We start from the raw sequence: 17582 nt of genomic DNA, 5'->3' as shown, positions 1-17582 counted from the left end.
AGTGCCCGGACTTGAGGAACAACAACGCTTCGCGGCAGCTAGCCGACCGGGCTGCCACTCGGCGCCAGGCGCGCCCGCTTTACCCGGTACATGTGTCCGTCTGCATGGTCGAGCAATGCATCGGCGTCCGCTCCGTCGGTGGGGTAGCACGCCACGCCGATGCTGCAGCTCGGCATACGCAGCGCGCCGAACTCGGCGCCCAGCGGCTCGCTCAGAGCAGCGAGAATCTGCGCCACCTTTTCAGCGACGGCCTGCGGCGTATCGATATCGGTCAACAGCACGGTGAACTCGTCACCACCCATGCGCGCCACGGTGTCGGTTTCCCGTACGCAGGCCTGCAGGCGCCGGGCCACCTCGCACAGCACCTGATCACCCGCCGTATGTCCGTGGGTATCGTTGATCCCTTTGAAATCGTTGATATCCAGAAACAGTAAAGCCAGCGTACTGGTGCGGCGTTGGGCGGCGCGCAACGCTGTTTCCAGGCGGTCGCGAAACAGCGCGCGATTGGTCAGCTTGGTCAGGGGATCGTGGTGGGCGAGGAAACGTAATTCCTCCTCCGCATGCGCAAGGGCCGTCACGTCCCGCGCGACGCCGATGCGCGCGCCGACCTCTTCGGACCAGAAGGCAGCCCAGAGGATGTAAACGACGCTGCCATCCTTGCGTATGTAGCGATTGCGAAAGTCGAAGTGGGGCTGACCATTCATGACCCGAACGATCGACGCCTTGGTGGCGGCCAGATCATCCGGATGCATGTAGTCGGTGATCAGCGTGCCGCAGAGCTCGGCGGCGCGGTAACCGAGCAGTGTTTCGCAGGCATCGCTGACGAACACAATGCGGTTGTCCGGATCGACCACAAAAACCGTGTCCAGCATCAGGTGGATCAGTTTGGGATAGAGCGCTTGCAAGTCGACGGGCATAGATCGGCAATCCGGTTCTGATGGCTGATCATAGCCTGATCCCAGCGCACGGCGGCGAGCAAATCATCTGCATTTCCGTGCGTTTCGCTCACGTAACGAGTGCTCTGCCAATACGCCTGGATCGACGCTAACGCGCACATGAAAAAGCCAGGGCAACTGCCCTGGCTTCTTTTACAACGCTTAACCCTAGACAGCCTTGAGCCGTAGCTCCTTGGGCATGGAGAAGGTCACGTTCTCCGGGCGGCCATCAAGTTCCTGGACGTTACTCGCACCCCACTCACCCAGCCTGTCGATCACCCCGCGCACCAGCACTTCGGGCGCGGAAGCGCCGGCAGTGATACCGATGCCCTTGGCGCCATCGAACCACTCGCGCTTCAGATCCTCGGCACCATCGATCAGGTATGCAGGCGTGCCCATACGCTCTGCCAGCTCGCGCAAGCGGTTGGAGTTGGAGCTGTTCGGGCTGCCAACCACCAGCAGCACGTCGCACTCGTCAGCCAGTTGTTTGACTGCGTCCTGACGGTTCTGGGTGGCGTAGCAGATGTCGTCCTTGCGCGGCCCGCCGATGTTGGGGAAGCGTGCTCGCAAGGCATCGATGACCTTGCTGGTGTCGTCCATCGACAATGTGGTCTGGGTGACGAAGGCCAGGTTGTCGGGATCGCGTACCTGCAGCGTGGCGACGTCTTCTTCGTCCTCGACCAGGTAGATCGCCCCGCCATTGCTGGCGTCGTACTGGCCCATGGTGCCTTCGACTTCCGGATGGCCTTCGTGGCCAATCAGGATGCACTCGCGGCCATCGCGGCTGTAGCGCACCACTTCCAGGTGCACCTTGGTGACCAGCGGGCAGGTGGCGTCGAACACTTTCAGGCCACGGTTGGTGGCTTCGTTGCGCACCGCCTGAGACACGCCGTGGGCGCTGAAGATGACGATCACGTCGTCGGGCACCTGGTCGAGCTCTTCGACGAAGATCGCCCCGCGCGAACGCAGGTCTTCGACCACGAACTTGTTGTGTACCACTTCATGGCGCACGTAGATCGGCGGGCCGAACACCTCGAGGGCGCGGTTGACGATCTCGATGGCGCGGTCGACACCGGCGCAGAAACCGCGGGGATTGGCGAGTTTGATTTGCATGGCACGCTCGGCACGGAAAGCTTGAGTGGAGAGTCTATCCCACGAGCCGCACTGGGCTCATGGGATAGACAGCGCGTTCACGAGTAATGTCCGCCTGCGACTGACGCCCGGTCAGATCGCCTGCACGTCGATGATCTCGACATCGAAGGTCAGCGTCTTGCCGGCCAGCGGGTGGTTGAAATCGATGGTCACCTGGGCGTCATCGAACGCCTTGACCACCCCTGGCAGCTCGGTATTTGCAGCGTCGTTGAAGATCACCAGCAGCCCTTCCGACAACTCCATGTCCTGGAACTGCGAGCGCGGCATCACCTGCACGTTCTGCGGGTTGTGCTGGCCGAAGCCCTGCTCGGGCTGCACGGTGAGGCTACGTTTGTCGCCGGCCTTGAAACCGTACAGCGCGGCCTCGAAACCCGGCAGCAGGTTGCCGTCGCCGACCTTGAAGGTCGCCGGCTGCTTGTCGAAGGTGCTGTCGACCACATCGCCGTTATCCAGCTTCAGCGCGAAGTGCAGGGTCACCTGCCGATCCGGGCCGATACGTACATCAGTCACGTGCCACCTCTTCTTCGGGCTTCTTGCTCTTGAACATATCCAGCGCCAGCAGTATTGCGCCGACGGTGATCGCGCTGTCGGCGAGATTGAAGGCCGGGAAATACCAGCTGCTCTGCCAGTGCACCAGGATGAAGTCGACCACGTGGCCGAACACCACGCGGTCCACCAGGTTGCCCAGGGCGCCGCCGAGCACCAGGGCCAGGCCAACGGCCAGCCAGGTTTCATCAGGCTTGAGGCGCTTGAGCCAGACCACCAGCACCACGCTGACCACCACGGCGATCAGGGTGAACAACCAGCGCTGCCAACCGGACGCACCAGCCAGAAAGCTGAAGGCCGCGCCGGTGTTGTAGGCCAGCGTCCAGTCCAGCACATGAGGGATCACGGTAATGCGCTCCCACATCTGCAGGTTGTTGTCGAACCAGTATTTGGTGACCTGGTCGATCACAAACACCACCGCGCTGAGCCACACCCAGCCGAGCTTGCCGAAACGTGCGCTCATGAATGCATCTCCGCAGTGCAGGCCAGGGCGTTACGCATGGTGGCGTACCTCGCCCTTGCCTTCGATATTGCTGATGCAGCGGCTGCACAGCTCCGGATGCTCGGCATGGCTGCCGACATCGGCACGCAGGTGCCAGCAACGGCCGCATTTGGCATGGGTAGACTTGACGATCTTCAGCTTCAGGCCTTCGACCTCGGTGACCACCGCATCGGCCGGCGCTTCGCTCAGCGGCGCGGTAGCAGCGGCGGAGGTGATCAGCGCGAAGCGCAGTTCGTCGCCGAGCTTGCCCAGGTCATTACGCAGGGCGTCATCACTGAACAAGGTGACTTCGGCCTGCAGGCTGGCACCGATGGCCTTGGTTGCGCGCAGGTTTTCCAGCTCCTTGTTGACCGCGCCCTTGACCGCCATCACGCGCTCCCAATAGGCGTTGCCCAGCTCGGCGCCTTCTGGCAGGCGAGCCAGGTTCTCATACCAGGTGGCCAGCATCACCGACTCGGCGCGCTCGCCCGGCAGGAACTGCCAGATTTCCTCGGCGGTAAACGACAGGATCGGCGCGATCCAGCGCACCAGCGCCTCGCAGATGTGGAACAGCGCGCTCTGGCAGGAACGACGGGCGATGCTGTCAGGTGCGGTGGTGTACTGGCGGTCCTTGATGATGTCCAGGTAGAAGCCGCCCAGCTCCTGCACGCAGAAGTTGTGTACCTTGGAATACACGTTCCAGAAGCGGTACTCGGCGTAGGCTTCGGTCAGCTCGTCCTGCAGGCGCGCGGTGGCGTCGACGGCCCAGCGGTCCAGATCGAGCATCTGCTCGACCGGCAGCAGGTCGGTAGCCGGGTTGAAGCCATTGAGGTTGGCCAGCATGAAACGCGCAGTGTTACGGATGCGCCGGTAGGCGTCGGCACTGCGCTGCAGGATCTGATCGGATACCGCCATCTCGCCGGAGTAATCGGTGGAGGCCACCCACAGGCGCAGGATATCGGCGCCCATGCTGTCGATGACCTTCTGCGGCGCGACCACGTTGCCGAGGGATTTGGACTGCTTGCGGCCCTGCTCGTCGACGGTGAAGCCGTGGGTCAGCAGTTCCTTGTATGGCGCATGGCCGTCGATGGCGCAGCCGGTTAGCAAGGATGAGTGGAACCAGCCGCGGTGCTGGTCGGAGCCTTCCAGGTACAGGTCAGCCACCGGGCCGCTGGTGTGCGCTAGCTCGGCGTGGGAGCCGCGCAACACGTGCCAGTGGGTGGTGCCGGAGTCGAACCACACGTCCAGGGTGTCGCGACTCTTGTCGTACTGATCGGCCTCGGCGCCGAGCAGCTCGGCGGCGTCCAGCTTGAACCAAGCTTCGATGCCTTGCTGCTCGACGCGCTTGGCGACCTCCTCCATCAGCTCCACGGTGCGCGGGTGCAGCTCGCCGCTCTCCTTGTGAGTGAAGAACGGGATCGGCACGCCCCAGTTGCGCTGACGCGAGATGCACCAGTCCGGGCGACCAGCGATCATGCTGTGCAGGCGCGCCTGGCCCCAGGCCGGGACGAACTTGGTGTCTTCGATTGCCGCCAGCGAACGCTCACGCAGGGTGGCGCCGTCTTTCGGCTTGGTGTCCATACCGACGAACCACTGCGCAGTGGCGCGGTAGATCAGCGGGGTCTTGTGGCGCCAGCAGTGCATGTAGCTGTGGCTGATAGTGGCGTGCTTGAGCAGCGCGCCCACTTCTTCGAGCTTGGCGACGATGGCCGGCGTGGCCTTCCAGATGAACTGGCCGCCGAAGAACGGCAGCGAGTCGACGTACACACCGTTGCTCTGCACCGGATTGAGGATCTCGTCGTTGCTCATGCCGTAGCGCTTGCAACTCTGGAAGTCGTCCTCGCCATAGGCCGGCGCGGAGTGGACGACACCGGTACCGGCGCCCAGCTCGACGTAGTCGGCCAGGTAAAGCGGCGACAGACGATTATAGAACGGGTGACGGAAGTTGATCAGTTCCAGCGCCGAACCTTCGGCGGTGGCGACCACCTGGCCCTCGAGGCCAAAGCGCTGCAGGCAGCTCTCGACCATTTCCTCGGCGAGCAGCAGCAGGCGGTCGCCCACGTCCACCAGCGCGTAGGTGAATTCCGGGTGCACGTTCAGCGCCTGGTTGGCCGGGATGGTCCAGGGCGTGGTGGTCCAGATGACGATGGCGGTCGGCTTGCTCAGGCTGGCCAGGCCGAAGGCGGCAGCCAGCTTTTCGGCATCTTCGACCGGGAAAGCCACGTCGATGGCTTCGGATTTCTTGTCCTGGTACTCGACCTCGGCCTCGGCCAGGGCCGAACCGCAGTCGAAACAGAAGTTGACCGGCTTGAGCCCCTTGAACACGAAGCCGTTCTTGACCATTTCCGCCAGGGCGCGGATCTCGCCGGCCTCGTTGGCGAAGTTCATGGTCAGGTACGGGTTGTTCCAGTCACCCAGCACACCGAGGCGGATGAAGTTGGCCTTCTGCTCCTCGACCTGCTCGGCCGCATAGGTGCGGCAGCGCTCACGGGTCAGGTCGGCCGGCTGGTTCTTGCCGAAGGTGGTCTCGACCTTGTGCTCGATCGGCAGACCGTGGCAGTCCCAGCCCGGCACGTACGGCGCGTCATAGCCGGCCAGGGTCTTGGAACGAGTGATGATGTCCTTGAGGATCTTGTTCAGCGCGTGACCGATGTGGATGCTGCCGTTGGCATAGGGCGGGCCATCGTGCAGCACGAATTTCGGGCGGCCTTCGCCGGCCTTGCGCAGCTTTTCGTACAGACCAATATCAATCCAGCGCTGCAGGGTCTGCGGCTCGCGTTGCGGCAAGCCTGCCTTCATCGGGAAGGGAGTATCGGGCAGGTTCAGCGTGGCTTTGTAATCGGTCATGTCAGGCTCTTCATCAGCGGATGGCGCTGCCAGTGGTCGCGGGCAGCGGCAATATCGGCCGCAATGGCCGTCTTCAGTGCCTCGAGCGAGGCGAAACGCTGCTCATCGCGCAGCTTGTGGTGGAAAGCCACCGTCAAACGCCGGCCATACAGGTCACCGGCAAAATCCAGCAGGTGCACCTCGAGGTGGGCGCTCCCGTCGCCAGCCACGCTGGGGCGCACACCGATATTGGCGACGCCGGGCCATGGCTGATCGTCTATCTCGACGCTGACCAGGTAAACCCCGGTCAGCGGTACACGTTTACGTTTGAGCTGCACGTTGGCGGTCGGCGCATTCAGCTGGCGACCGAGCTTCTGGCCATGCAGCACTCGCCCGACGATGCGAAACGGCCGGCCCAGCATGCGCTCGGCCACGGCGAAGTCACCGCTGGCCAGCGCTTCACGCACACGCGTGCTGCTGACCCGCTGCCCGTCGATCTCCACGGTCTTGGCCGCCTCGACGCTGAAGCCTTCACGCTGCGCGGCCTCGGCCAGAAAGGCGAAATCTCCGGCGCGGTCGCAACCGAAGCGGAAATCGTCGCCCACTTCCAAGTGCATAACACCCAGGCCGTCGATCAGCGCACGCTGTACGAACTCGGCAGCGCTGAGTTCGCGTAGACGCGGGTTAAAGGTCAGGCACAACACCCGGTCGACGCCTTCGGCAGCCAACAAGGCGAGCTTGTCACGCAGCCGGCTCAGACGCGCCGGAGCGCCCTCTGGATCGAAGTATTCACGCGGCTGCGGCTCGAACAGCACTACGCAGCTCGGCACACCCAGCTCTGCCGCGCGCTCGCGCAAACGCGCCAGAATTGCCTGGTGGCCACGGTGAACGCCGTCGAAATTACCGATGGTGGCGACACAGCCCCGATGCTGGGGCCGCAAATTATGAAGGCCTCGAACCAGCTGCATAACGCACTTCTTGCTCACAAAGTGGCCAATTATACGCACAGCCGCTGGTGCCGGGTAGCAGATACGGCGCGCTCATTTGGCCGCGCCGCGGCGCCATCAGGCAATCGAGCGCCGAGAGAAGTCGCGCAGACGGAAACCGAGGATGCCCAGCACCGCGAAATAGCTCAACGCACCGGCAGCCACCAACGCACCCAGGCGCAGCAGACGGGCCAGCATGTTGCCGTCGCTCCAGGCGGGCATCAGCCAGAGCATACCGATCAGCACAACGACCATCACCAACACCGCCGCCAGCAGCTTGCTGGCGAACATCGCCCAACCCGGTTGTGGCTGGTAGAAGCCGCGGGCGCGCAGCTTCCAGAACAGCAAGCCGGCATTCAGGCAGGCCGCCAAGCCGATGGCCAACGCCAGGCCGGCGTGGGCCATGGGGATGACGAAGATGAACAGCACGTTCATCACCTGCGTCATCAGCAACGTGAACATGGCGATGCGCACTGGCGTACGGATGTCCTGGCGCGCATAAAAGGCAGGCGCCAGCACCTTGACCAGCAGCATGCCCAGCAGACCGAGCGAATAGGCCAGCAAGGCACGCTGAGTCATGTCCGCGTCATGGGCGGTGAAGTTGCCGTACTGGAACAGCGCCACCACCAGTGGCTCGGAGAGCAGCGCCAGCGCCAGCGCACAAGGCAGCGCCAGCAGGATGCACAGGCGCAGGCCCCAATCGAGCAGTTTCGAATAGGCCGCGGGATCTTCAGCAGCGTGGGTCTTGGCCAGCGACGGCAGCAGGATGGTGCCCAAGGCAACGCCCAGCACGCCGGACGGCAACTCCATCAGGCGGTCGGCGTAATACATCCACGACACCGAGCCTGCAACCAGAAAGGAGGCGAATATGGTGTTGATGATCAGCGAGATCTGCGCCACCGACACGCCTAGAATCGCTGGCCCCATCTGCCGCAGCACGCGCCACACGCCGCTGTCGCGCAGGTTGAGACGCGGCAGCACCAAAAGCCCGATCTTGCGCAGGTGCGGCAGCTGATAGAGCAACTGCAGCAGGCCGCCGACCAATACCGCCCAGCCCATGGCCATGATCGGCGGATCGAAGTACGGGGTCAGGAACAGCGCGAAAATGATCATGCTGACGTTGAGCAGCGTCGGCACGAAGGCCGGCACGGCGAAACGGTTCCAGGTATTGAGCAGCGCACTGGCGAACGACGACAGCGAGATCAGCAGAATATAAGGAAAGGTTACGCGCAGCAGATCGCTGGTCAGCTCGAAGCGCTCGGGATTGTCACTGAAGCCCGGCGCCGAGGCCCATACGATCCAGGGCGCAGCCAGCACGCCGAGCAGCGTCACCAACGCGAGGATAAGCGTCAGTTGGCCGGCAACATAAGCGACGAAGGTACGGGTCGCCTCCTCACCTTTCTGCGTCTTGTATTCCGCCAGGATCGGCACGAATGCCTGGGAAAATGCTCCCTCGGCAAAAATACGCCGCAGCAGGTTGGGCAATTTGAAGGCCACCACGAAGGCATCCGAGGCGATGCCCGCACCGAAAATCCGGGCCATGATGGTGTCGCGCACGAAGCCGAGAACCCGCGACAGCATGGTGATGGAGCTGACCGCAGCCAGCGACTTGAGAAGATTCATTCGGCAGAGATGCTCAATCGGCGATTACATGATCAGGCGCGACGCTTGTCACGCGTCAGCAACAGACCCCGACATCGCACGAAGGTGCGGTGTCGCAAGTGCGGGCCGGAAGTGTAGAATTGCCGGCTCGATAAAGCATCCTTTCTTGTAGGGCGCCTTGCGACGACTGACCGAGGTTCGACCTTGACAAGTGCTTCGCTCGCCTGCATGATTCGCGGCCTTATTTGTCTGTAACCCCTTAGTTTTCGAGGAGCTTGACGGTGGCCAATACACCTTCTGCCAAAAAACGCGCAAAACAGGCTGAGAAGCGTCGTAGCCATAACGCCAGCCTGCGCTCCATGGTTCGTACCTACATCAAGAACGTAGTCAAGGCTATCGACGCCAAAGACCACGAGAAAGCACAAGCTGCTTACGTTCTGGCTGTGCCTGTTATCGACCGTATGGCCGACAAAGGCATCATCCACAAAAACAAGGCCGCTCGTCACAAGAGCCGCCTGAACGGTCACGTCAAAGCACTCAGCCAAGCTGCTGCTTAAGCGTCCCGCTTCATGAAAAACCGACCTCAGGGTCGGTTTTTTATTGCCTGTAGAAAAGAGCTACACCACCCCCCCGAAAGCCTAGCTATCGATACACTCAAGCAACAAGCGAAGCGGCCGATATGCCGACTGATTCCGCAGCACTCGCGCGGACAAAGAAAGGAATTCTGTCATGTGGCTGAGAGGGTTGAACATTGGCAAACGTGCCAGCCTGGCATTCGCGCTGTTAGCAGCGATCGTACTGGGGCTCGGAGTTTTTTCGGTGTCGCAAATGAATCGTATGGACGATGCGTCGGACGAGCTGCGCGACAACTGGCTGCCCTCTCTACTCGCCGCAGAGGGAATCACCAACAGCATTGGCCGCCTACGCGCCCTCACGCTGCGCATGGTACTGCTGACCGATGAAAGCGATCGGCAGAGCACGGTTGCCGTTGTCGACGGTATCGCCAAAGCCCTACCCGACCAGCTCGACGCCTATGTCCGATGGATCAGCGGCCCTAACGAGCAGAAACTGTTCGACCAGTTGCGCGGCGCCTATGAAAAGTATTCAGCAGTGCAACAACAGGTGGTGAATGCTGTTCGCAGCAACAAACCCGACGACGCCGTGCGGTTGGTCAATGGGCCACTGGTCAGTCTCGCAGACGACTTGGCAAACGCCATCACCCAACTCGCGGACTTCAACAACGCTGGCGCCAAGCAATCGACCGATGTCAGCCAGGACACCTTCGATAGCGCCGTGACGATGGTCATCGCTACCCTGGCCATTAGCCTGGTGATAACGGTCATTCTCGCCCTAATGCTGACACGCAGCATTGTGCGGCCGCTGGGTGAAGCCCTGAGCGTTGCCAACGTTATCGCTGCTGGCGACCTGACCCAGCGCATCCAGGTCAGCGGCAGCGACGAGCCGGCACGACTGATGGGCGCCCTACAGACAATGCAGAAGAACCTGCACGGGGCGATTCAGAGCATCGCAGACTCTTCCAACCAGCTCGCCTCCGCCTCAGAAGAACTGCACGCAGTCACCGAAGATTCCACTCGTGGCCTGCACCAGCAGAATACCGAGATCGAGCAGGCGGCCACAGCCGTGAACCAGATGACTGCCGCCGTGGAAGAAGTAGCACGCAATGCGGTCAGCACCTCGGAAGCCTCCAAGGAATCCAACAACACAGCCATTCGCGGCCGTGAACAGGTACGCGAAACGGTCGAATCGATCAGCCAGCTGACCCGCGACGTGACCGACACATCAGGCGAAGTAGAAAAGTTGGCCGAACAGATTCGCGAGATCAGCAAGGTGCTCGACGTGATCCGCTCGATCGCCGAACAGACCAACCTGCTCGCACTAAACGCCGCTATCGAAGCGGCGCGCGCCGGGGAAGCCGGCCGCGGGTTTGCCGTGGTTGCCGATGAAGTGCGCGCACTGGCGCACCGCACCCAGCAGTCGACCCAGGAAATCGAAGGGATGATTGGCGGCATCCAGACCGGCACCGAGAAAACCGTTACCGCCATGCAGAACAGCAACCAGCGAGCGCGCTCGACACTGGATGTCGCCAAGGGCGCCGGCCAAGCGCTGGAGCAGATCACCGAAGCCATCGCGATGATCAACGAACGCAACCTAGTGATCGCCAGCGCGTCGGAAGAGCAGGCTCAGGTGGCCAGAGAGGTCGACCGCAATTTGGTGAACATCCGCGACCTGTCCATGCAGACCTCCGCCGGCGCCAACCAGACCAGCGCCTCCAGCCAGGAGCTGTCGCGCCTGGCCGTGGACCTCAACGCACTGGTGACACGCTTCAAGATCTGAGCAAAGGCGGCGAGCGCCGCCTACTCAGTTGCTTTTCGGCCAGGGCAGAATCGGAATGGCCGTCACCGCATTCTGCGGGCTACCTTCGATGATGCGGTCGCTGTAGACCAGGTACACCAGGGTGTTGCGCTTCTGATCGAAGAAGCGCACGACCTGCATGGTCTTGAACACCAGCGAGGTACGCTCGCGGAAGACTTCATCGCCATCCTTGAGCTCACCGACAAAGCTGATCGGCCCGACCTGGCGGCAGGCGATCGATGCCTCGGCACGATCCTCCGCCAAACCAAGCCCACCCTTCACACCGCCAGTCTTGGCCCGCGACAGGTAGCAGGTCACGCCTGCCACTTTGGGGTCATCGAATGCCTCGACCACGATCTTGTCGTTGGGCCCCAGCCATTTGAATACCGTGGAAACCTGCCCCACTTCCTCGGCAACCGCACCCAGCGGTACGGCCATCACCGCTGCAGCAATCAACAGAAGCCTACGCATCGCAACCCCCCTAAGCAGCCGTCATACCAGAATCAGATTGTCGCGATGCACCAGTTCCGGCTCATCGACATAGCCCAGCAAGCGCTCGATCTCATCCGAAGGACGACCGATGATCTTCTGTGCCTCGAGCGCACTGTAGTTGACCAGACCGCGGGCGATTTCCCGACCGTCCGGCGCCACACAGACCACCATTTCGCCGCGACGGAAACTACCCTGCACGGCTTTGACGCCAACCGGCAGCAAGCTTTTGCGATCGGAGCCCAGCGCTTTCACCGCGCCATCGTCCAGCACCAGCGTGCCGCGGGTTTGCAGGTGCCCGGCCAGCCACTGCTTACGCGCCGCCAGCATGCCGCGCTCGGGCACCAGCAAGGTGCCGAGCAGCTCGCCAGCCTTGAGCCGCGCCAGCACCTGCTCGATGGCGCCGCCGACGATCACCGTGTGCGCGCCGGAGCGCGCGGCCAGGCGCGCAGCACGCAGCTTGGTCTGCATGCCGCCACGCCCAAGCGCACCACCCACACCGCCGGCCACGGCATCCAGCGCCGGGTCATCGGCGCGCGCCTCATGAATCAGCTTGGCATCAGGGTTGTTACGCGGATCAGCGTCGAACATGCCGTCGCGGTCGGTCAGGATCACCAGCAGGTCAGCTTCCACCAGGTTGGCGACCAGTGCAGCCAGGGTGTCGTTATCACCGAAACGAATGCCCTCGGTGACCACCGTATCGTTCTCGTTGATCACCGGCACCACATCGAGATCGACCAGCGTGCGCAAGGTGCTGCGCGCGTTGAGGTAGCGCTTGCGGTCAGACAGGTCATCGTGGGTCAGGAGGATCTGCGCGGTACGCCGACCATGCTCGCCAAAGCTCGACTCCCAAGCCTGCACCAGACCCATCTGGCCAATAGCGGCAGCGGCTTGCAACTCATGGACCGCGCTCGGTCGCGCCGTCCAGCCAAGACGACTCATGCCCGCCGCTACCGCGCCGGACGACACCAGCACCAGCTCGACACCCTGCGCACGCAGAGCGACCATCTGCTCGACCCACACCGCCATGGCGCCGCGATCGAGCCCCTTGCCATCGGCGGTCAGCAAGGCACTGCCGATCTTCACTACCCAGCGCTGCGCACCACTTACCTTGTCACGCATGTTTTCCAACCCTAGCCAGAAGCACATTTTCGCAAGCCATCACCGACGGCAACGGCCGAACTTACGAAAACGCCGCTAAAAAGCGGCGTCTGTCGTCCAATCAATCCCGGACGTATATGATTTCCGGGCCATCCTCTTCATCTTCCTGATCCCAGAAGCTGTCGTCTTCCTCGACGTCACCAACAGGCCGCACACCGGAACGACGCAACGCACGCTTGTCATCCAGCGCCTGCAACTGGGCACGGGCTTCATCTTCGATACGCTGATCGAGCTCGGCGAGCTGCGAGGCGAACTCCGGGTTCTCCTGGATACGCTCAGCACGGGCTTCGAGGAAGTCCATGATGTCGTAGCACAGCTGCTCGGTACCTTCGCGCGCCAGCGCCGAGACCACATACACCGGGCCTTCCCACTCAAGCCGCGCGACGATCTCGGCAACACGCTGCTCCTTCTCCTCATCGAGGATCTGGTCAGCCTTGTTCAGCACCAGCCAGCGCTCACGCTCGGCCAACGCGGGGCTGAACTTGGTCAGCTCGGCAACGATGGTGGCAGCAGCCTCGGCAGGATCGGTCAGATCCAGCGGCGCCATGTCGACGAGGTGCAACAGCAAGCGGGTACGCGACAAATGCTTGAGGAAGCGAATCCCCAGGCCGGCGCCCTCGGAAGCACCCTCGATCAAACCCGGAATATCAGCGACCACAAAGCTCTTGTAACGGTCGACGCTGACCACACCCAGGTTCGGCACCAGCGTGGTGAACGGATAGTCGGCAACCTTCGGCTTGGCAGCCGACACCGAACGAATGAAGGTGCTCTTGCCCGCATTGGGCAAACCAAGCAGACCAACATCTGCCAACACCTTGAGCTCCATCTTCAGGTCACGGGCATCGCCCGGTTTGCCTGGAGTGGTCTGGCGTGGCGCACGATTGGTACTGGATTTGAAACGGGTATTGCCCAGGCCGTGCCAGCCACCCTGAGCGACGAGCAGGCGCTGGCCGGCCTTGGTCAGGTCGCCAATCACTTCCTGAGTGCCAGCATCGATCACCGTGGTGCCAATCGGCACTGGCAGGATCAGGTCTTCACCCTTGGCGCCGGTGCAGTCGGTGCTGCCGCCCTTCTCACCATTGGGCGCCTGGAAGCGGCGGGTATAGCGGTAGTCCACCAGCGTATTGAGGTTGGCCATCGCCTCGATATAGATCGAGCCGCCATCACCACCATCACCACCGTTAGGGCCGCCGTTCTCGATGAACTTCTCACGACGAAAGCTCATCATGCCGTTGCCACCGTCACCGGCCTTTACAGAAATCGATACTTCATCGACGAATTTCATGGGTACACCTCCCGCTTAAAACGCGGGTCACTGAAACAAGAAACACCGGGTGCTTGCGAAATTGCCCTGAAACCACCCGCGCTCAACCCAGGACAGTTTGGCAAGAACCCACACGGTGCGCACCCTAGAGGCACTTCCCATTGAGGAAGTCACCGAAAAGCCACGCCATAGGATACAGAAACAAAAAAGCCCCGTCGCAGGACGGGGCTTTTCCAGCAACGTCGCGATTAGGCTGCGACGACGCTCACGTAGCGGCGGTTGAACGCGCCTTTTACTTCGAACTTGATCACGCCTTCGATTTTCGCGAAGAGGGTGTGATCTTTACCCATGCCAACGCCATAACCAGCGTGGAATTGGGTGCCGCGCTGACGCACGATGATGTTGCCAGGAATGATTTTCTGGCCGCCATACATCTTCACGCCAAGGCGTTTGGCTTCTGAGTCGCGACCGTTGCGGGTACTACCGCCAGCTTTTTTGTGTGCCATGAGTTCAATACTCCTATAAAGGGCTCAGACGAGAAGAATCAGGCCTGAATACCGGTGATTTTGATCTCAGTGAACCACTGACGGTGGCCCTGACGCTTCATGTGGTGCTTACGACGACGGAACTTGATGATGGTGACTTTATCGTGACGACCTTGCGAAACGACTTCAGCCGATACCTTCGCGCCTTCGACGACAGGTGCGCCGATGGTGACGTCATCACCGTTGCCAACCAGCAACACGCGGTCGAAAGTCAGAGCTTCGCCAGTGGCCAGCTCCAGTTTCTCGACCTTGAGGAATTCGCCTTCGGTGACTTTGTATTGCTTGCCACCAGTAACAATTACTGCGTACATGGTAAATCTCCGTTGATCCTGCTCACCCAGCGCTTTATAGGAATAAGTGTCGGCTGGCATGGCTGCTTGGGGCCGGATGGACACCCTTGCAATTGCGTAAGGCAGGGAAATACCCAGGGGGAAGTTCAGGGTGCGCGATTGTACGCAAGCCATTGACACTGCGCAAGCGCCCCTTGCCGTTGCCTTGACAGCCCCCACCCTGCCCCCTAGCATGCCGCGCAAACTAGGGTCTATTAACGTCAGTAGGCCCTACTAAAGGAGCATATGTCGCCGATGCAACCTCAGGCTTTTTACAGTGTGGTAGCGGATGATTTCACCGCTGTTGACGGCATCATCCGTCAGCAACTGGTGTCCCGCGTCCCGCTGGTCGAGAAGATCGGCGACTACATCATCTCCGCTGGCGGCAAACGCCTGCGCCCGCTCCTGGTTTTGCTCAGCGGCAAGGCCTTGGGCATGAATGGCGAGCGTCTGCGCCTACTGGCCGCGACCATCGAATTCCTGCACACCGCCACCCTGCTGCACGATGACGTAGTCGACATGTCCGACATGCGCCGTGGCCGCAGCACCGCCAACGCCCAGTGGGGCAACGCGCCTAGCGTGCTGGTCGGCGATTTCCTTTATTCGCGCTCGTTCGAAATGATGGTCGAACTCGGCTCGATGCCGGTGATGAAGATCCTCTCCAAGGCGACCCGGGTGATCGCCGAAGGCGAAGTGCTGCAGCTCTCGAAGATCCGCGACGCCAGCACCAGCGAAGAAACCTACATGGAGGTCATCCGCGGCAAGACCGCCATGCTCTTCGAGGCCTCGACTCAGAGTGCCGCAGCGCTGGCCGAAGCCACACCGGAACAGAACGAAGCGCTGCGCCTGTTTGGCGACCATTTGGGCGTCGCCTTCCAGCTGGTCGACGACCTGCTCGACTACAAGGGTGATGCCGCCACCCTGGGCAAGAACGTCGGTGACGACCTGGCCGAAGGCAAGCCGACCCTGCCGCTGATCTACACCATGCGCGAAGGCAACGCCGAACAGGCAGCTCTGGTACGCAAGGCGATTCAGAAAGGCGGACTGGAAGATCTGGAAAGAATCCGCAATGCCGTGGAAGCGGCTGGCGCCCTGGACTACACCGCCAATATGGCGCGCGAGTACGCCGAACGCGCCATCGCCTGCCTCGAAGTCTTGCCCGCCAGCGTCTACCGCGACGCACTCGTGGAGCTGAGCCATTTCGCCGTGGCTCGCACGCACTGATCGCCCGCCAGAGCATCATCAGAAGCCCGTCCCAGTGACGGGCTTTTTTATGCCCGCCCTCCCGGCTCAATAAGCCAAGACATCGGCAGATCGACGAAAGGCGCGATTAAGACTTGCTATTAACGTAATAAGAATTATTCTCATATCTGCCATTTACCAAGGGAGATGCAAGCATGACTTATCTAATAGACGCCTGGCTGGATCGCCCTCATCCCTACCTACGCATCCTGCACCGTGAGACAGGAGAAGTCTGCGCCGTGCTTGAAGAGGAAGCACTGGATGAACTGCGTAAACAGGGTGACCTGGATCTGCACGAACTGAGCTCGAGCGAGCCGCTGATCCTCAAGGAGCTGGTGCGTAGCCTGTTCCTGTATTGCTATGCCCGAGCATTGCGCCCGTGACATTGGAGCGGCATCTAAAGGCTCGCGAGCTAGAGCATTGCAAGGCAAAAATCGCCGAGAAACACAGCGCAGCGAAATAACAGCCAACGGCTGGCCCCTAGGGTGAGCGCAGCGAATCAAGCGGCCGGGGTCGCGACCGACTGTACTTTTGTACATGAGCATTACTCGCTCCGCTCGCCCTTCAGGCCGCGCTGAAGCGCGTTAGCCGCAAGCGGCTTTCCTCGGCGATTTTTAACGCCGCAAGGCTGACGCGCAGCAGCCTTCGCAGGTGCTTACAGGATGTCGAGCAGCTCGACATCAAACACCAGCACGCTGTGCGGCGGGATGCTGCCAACGCCCTGAGCGCCGTAAGCCAGCTCGCTCGGCACGTACAAGCGCCATTTGCTGCCGGTGCCCATCAGTTGCAGGGCCTCGGTCCAGCCGGCGATCACGCCACCGACCGGGAACTCCGCCGGCTGGCCACGCTCGTAGGAGCTGTCGAATACGCTGCCGTCGATCAGAGTGCCGTGGTAGTGAGTGCGCACGCTGTCGTCACGCGAAGGCTTGGCGCCGTCGCCGGCGGTCAGTACTTCGTACTGCAGGCCCGACTCCAGCACGGTGATGCCGTCGCGCTTGGCGTTCTCGGCCAGGAAGGCCAGGCCTTCGCCTGCTGCCGCATCGGCTTTGGCCTTGGCTTCAGCTTGCATCACATCACGGATGACCTTGAAGCTGGCCGACAGGTCGGCTTCGCTGACGCGGCTCTGCTGGCCAGCGAAGGCGTCGGACAGACCTGCCAGAACGGCGTCCAGGCTCACGCCCGGTGGAGGATTGTCACGCAGTTGGCCACCCAGTTGACGGCCAATGCCGTAGCTGACGCGTGCTTCGTCAGTAGAAAGATCGAGTTCGGACATATACCGCTCCGCTAGCAGGAAAAAAGGCCGGCTAGCCTATCACGGTTCCAGGCGGGCTCTGCGCTTACCAGCGGCTGCGTAGGCCAACCGGCACGCGCAGGGCATCGCGCGACCCCGTCTGCAGGCCGCACATTTCATCGTAGGCCGAGGCATGCACCAGAAACATCGGCACATCCGGTAGATCCTCGAGCAGGTCACGGGCGTGCTCGACCGAGCGCAGATGCTGATTACGCCCGACATCATCGACCAGATAGGCGCGCTGCTGCGGGCCGAGAATCTGCAGCAGGTAGATGCCGCCTTCCAGGGAAATCAGTTCGAGTTCGCTCACCGCACCAGCGCGCGCCGCTTGCAGCAATTCAGGCAGGGTCATGGCATGTC

At 61.8% G+C, this 17582-nt stretch carries 18 protein-coding genes; 4 read left to right on the top strand and 14 right to left on the bottom strand.

The annotated features are described in order from the left end of the window. Positions 1–38: 38 nt before the first annotated feature. The 7 genes from BUC40_RS19655 to murJ all read right to left on the bottom strand — a co-directional run bounded on the left by BUC40_RS19655 (position 39) and on the right by murJ (position 8549). On the bottom strand, positions 39–917 hold the full coding sequence (locus tag BUC40_RS19655) for a sensor domain-containing diguanylate cyclase (protein ID WP_073267989.1): 879 nt from the start codon (positions 915–917) through the stop codon (positions 39–41). 186 nt (positions 918–1103) lie between these two features. Next, positions 1104–2048, bottom strand: coding sequence for a 4-hydroxy-3-methylbut-2-enyl diphosphate reductase (ispH, locus tag BUC40_RS19650; protein WP_073267987.1), 945 nt, complete (start codon positions 2046–2048; stop codon positions 1104–1106). Positions 2049–2159: 111 nt separating this feature from the next. Next, positions 2160–2597 carry an FKBP-type peptidyl-prolyl cis-trans isomerase gene (locus BUC40_RS19645; RefSeq protein WP_073267985.1) on the bottom strand — a complete coding sequence of 146 codons (438 nt, stop codon included), beginning with the start codon at positions 2595–2597 and terminating at the stop codon, positions 2160–2162. After that, positions 2590–3096 carry a signal peptidase II gene (lspA, locus tag BUC40_RS19640; RefSeq protein ID WP_073267983.1) on the bottom strand — a complete coding sequence of 169 codons (507 nt, stop codon included), beginning with the start codon at positions 3094–3096 and terminating at the stop codon, positions 2590–2592. The genes BUC40_RS19645 and lspA overlap by 8 nt, the downstream gene beginning before the upstream one ends. Positions 3097–3126: 30 nt before the next feature. Then, on the bottom strand, positions 3127–5961 hold the full coding sequence (gene ileS / locus BUC40_RS19635; protein WP_073267981.1) for an isoleucine--tRNA ligase: 2835 nt from the start codon (positions 5959–5961) through the stop codon (positions 3127–3129). Continuing rightward, positions 5958–6908 carry a bifunctional riboflavin kinase/FAD synthetase gene (ribF, locus tag BUC40_RS19630; protein ID WP_073267979.1) on the bottom strand — a complete coding sequence of 317 codons (951 nt, stop codon included), beginning with the start codon at positions 6906–6908 and terminating at the stop codon, positions 5958–5960. The genes ileS and ribF overlap by 4 nt, the downstream gene beginning before the upstream one ends. Before the next feature lie 96 nt (positions 6909–7004). Further along, entirely contained in the window at positions 7005–8549 is a 1545-nt protein-coding gene (murJ, locus tag BUC40_RS19625; protein WP_073267978.1) for a murein biosynthesis integral membrane protein MurJ, read from the bottom strand. 260 nt (positions 8550–8809) lie between these two features. Here murJ and rpsT point away from each other — a divergent pair, with 260 nt between their 5' ends. Both rpsT and BUC40_RS19610 read left to right on the top strand, forming a co-directional pair. Next, entirely contained in the window at positions 8810–9085 is a 276-nt protein-coding gene (rpsT, locus tag BUC40_RS19615; RefSeq protein WP_042556309.1) for a 30S ribosomal protein S20, read from the top strand. A 172-nt stretch (positions 9086–9257) separates the two neighbouring features. Then, positions 9258–10883, top strand: coding sequence for a methyl-accepting chemotaxis protein (locus tag BUC40_RS19610; RefSeq protein ID WP_073267974.1), 1626 nt, complete (start codon positions 9258–9260; stop codon positions 10881–10883). A gap of 24 nt (positions 10884–10907) precedes the next feature. Here the strand turns inward: BUC40_RS19610 and BUC40_RS19605 are convergent, their stop codons facing one another. From BUC40_RS19605 to rplU, 5 genes are all read right to left on the bottom strand, one after another. Continuing rightward, positions 10908–11372, bottom strand: coding sequence for a CreA family protein (locus BUC40_RS19605; RefSeq protein WP_073267972.1), 465 nt, complete (start codon positions 11370–11372; stop codon positions 10908–10910). 21 nt (positions 11373–11393) lie between these two features. Continuing rightward, positions 11394–12512 carry a glutamate 5-kinase gene (gene proB / locus BUC40_RS19600; protein ID WP_073267970.1) on the bottom strand — a complete coding sequence of 373 codons (1119 nt, stop codon included), beginning with the start codon at positions 12510–12512 and terminating at the stop codon, positions 11394–11396. Between the two features lie 100 nt (positions 12513–12612). Beyond that, positions 12613–13836: an Obg family GTPase CgtA gene (cgtA, locus tag BUC40_RS19595; protein ID WP_073267968.1), complete on the bottom strand. Its 1224-nt coding sequence runs from the start codon at positions 13834–13836 to the stop codon at positions 12613–12615. Between the two features lie 227 nt (positions 13837–14063). Further along, positions 14064–14321, bottom strand: coding sequence for a 50S ribosomal protein L27 (rpmA, locus tag BUC40_RS19590; RefSeq protein WP_003176049.1), 258 nt, complete (start codon positions 14319–14321; stop codon positions 14064–14066). 38 nt (positions 14322–14359) lie between these two features. Further along, a complete protein-coding gene (gene rplU, locus BUC40_RS19585; RefSeq protein WP_073267966.1) occupies positions 14360–14671 on the bottom strand; it encodes a 50S ribosomal protein L21 in 312 nt (103 codons plus the stop codon). A gap of 273 nt (positions 14672–14944) precedes the next feature. Here rplU and BUC40_RS19580 point away from each other — a divergent pair, with 273 nt between their 5' ends. Together BUC40_RS19580 and BUC40_RS19575 are read left to right on the top strand one after the other, a co-directional pair. Beyond that, positions 14945–15913: a polyprenyl synthetase family protein gene (locus tag BUC40_RS19580; protein ID WP_073268106.1), complete on the top strand. Its 969-nt coding sequence runs from the start codon at positions 14945–14947 to the stop codon at positions 15911–15913. Between the two features lie 173 nt (positions 15914–16086). Beyond that, on the top strand, positions 16087–16314 hold the full coding sequence (locus BUC40_RS19575; RefSeq protein ID WP_070887188.1) for a PA4570 family protein: 228 nt from the start codon (positions 16087–16089) through the stop codon (positions 16312–16314). 272 nt (positions 16315–16586) lie between these two features. Here the strand turns inward: BUC40_RS19575 and bamJ are convergent, their stop codons facing one another. Further along, positions 16587–17204 carry a BamJ family beta-barrel-assembly machinery protein gene (bamJ, locus tag BUC40_RS19570; RefSeq protein ID WP_073267964.1) on the bottom strand — a complete coding sequence of 206 codons (618 nt, stop codon included), beginning with the start codon at positions 17202–17204 and terminating at the stop codon, positions 16587–16589. Between the two features lie 64 nt (positions 17205–17268). After that, positions 17269–17574, bottom strand: a complete 306-nt coding sequence (locus BUC40_RS19565) for a DUF6482 family protein (protein WP_073267962.1) — start codon at positions 17572–17574, stop codon at positions 17269–17271. Positions 17575–17582 lie beyond the last annotated feature (8 nt).

This window comes from Phytopseudomonas punonensis (assembly GCF_900142655.1).
In the GTDB taxonomy this organism is placed as follows: Bacteria; Pseudomonadota; Gammaproteobacteria; order Pseudomonadales; family Pseudomonadaceae; genus Aquipseudomonas; species Aquipseudomonas punonensis.
The sequence above is the reverse complement of the archived record's forward strand: the minus strand, read 5'-3'. Positions and strand labels throughout refer to the sequence as shown.

Coding starts and splice junctions, on each gene's coding strand:
- BUC40_RS19655 (WP_073267989.1), bottom strand. CDS start 917: ATGCCCGTCGACTTGCAAGCGCTCTATCCCAAACTGATCCACCTGATG.
- ispH (WP_073267987.1), bottom strand. CDS start 2,048: ATGCAAATCAAACTCGCCAATCCCCGCGGTTTCTGCGCCGGTGTCGAC.
- lspA (WP_073267983.1), bottom strand. CDS start 3,096: ATGAGCGCACGTTTCGGCAAGCTCGGCTGGGTGTGGCTCAGCGCGGTG.
- ileS (WP_073267981.1), bottom strand. CDS start 5,961: ATGACCGATTACAAAGCCACGCTGAACCTGCCCGATACTCCCTTCCCG.
- ribF (WP_073267979.1), bottom strand. CDS start 6,908: ATGCAGCTGGTTCGAGGCCTTCATAATTTGCGGCCCCAGCATCGGGGC.
- murJ (WP_073267978.1), bottom strand. CDS start 8,549: ATGAATCTTCTCAAGTCGCTGGCTGCGGTCAGCTCCATCACCATGCTG.
- BUC40_RS19610 (WP_073267974.1), top strand. CDS start 9,258: ATGTGGCTGAGAGGGTTGAACATTGGCAAACGTGCCAGCCTGGCATTC.
- BUC40_RS19605 (WP_073267972.1), bottom strand. CDS start 11,372: ATGCGTAGGCTTCTGTTGATTGCTGCAGCGGTGATGGCCGTACCGCTG.
- proB (WP_073267970.1), bottom strand. CDS start 12,512: ATGCGTGACAAGGTAAGTGGTGCGCAGCGCTGGGTAGTGAAGATCGGC.
- cgtA (WP_073267968.1), bottom strand. CDS start 13,836: ATGAAATTCGTCGATGAAGTATCGATTTCTGTAAAGGCCGGTGACGGT.
- rpmA (WP_003176049.1), bottom strand. CDS start 14,321: ATGGCACACAAAAAAGCTGGCGGTAGTACCCGCAACGGTCGCGACTCA.
- rplU (WP_073267966.1), bottom strand. CDS start 14,671: ATGTACGCAGTAATTGTTACTGGTGGCAAGCAATACAAAGTCACCGAA.
- BUC40_RS19580 (WP_073268106.1), top strand. CDS start 14,945: ATGCAACCTCAGGCTTTTTACAGTGTGGTAGCGGATGATTTCACCGCT.
- BUC40_RS19575 (WP_070887188.1), top strand. CDS start 16,087: ATGACTTATCTAATAGACGCCTGGCTGGATCGCCCTCATCCCTACCTA.
- bamJ (WP_073267964.1), bottom strand. CDS start 17,204: ATGTCCGAACTCGATCTTTCTACTGACGAAGCACGCGTCAGCTACGGC.
- BUC40_RS19565 (WP_073267962.1), bottom strand. CDS start 17,574: ATGACCCTGCCTGAATTGCTGCAAGCGGCGCGCGCTGGTGCGGTGAGC.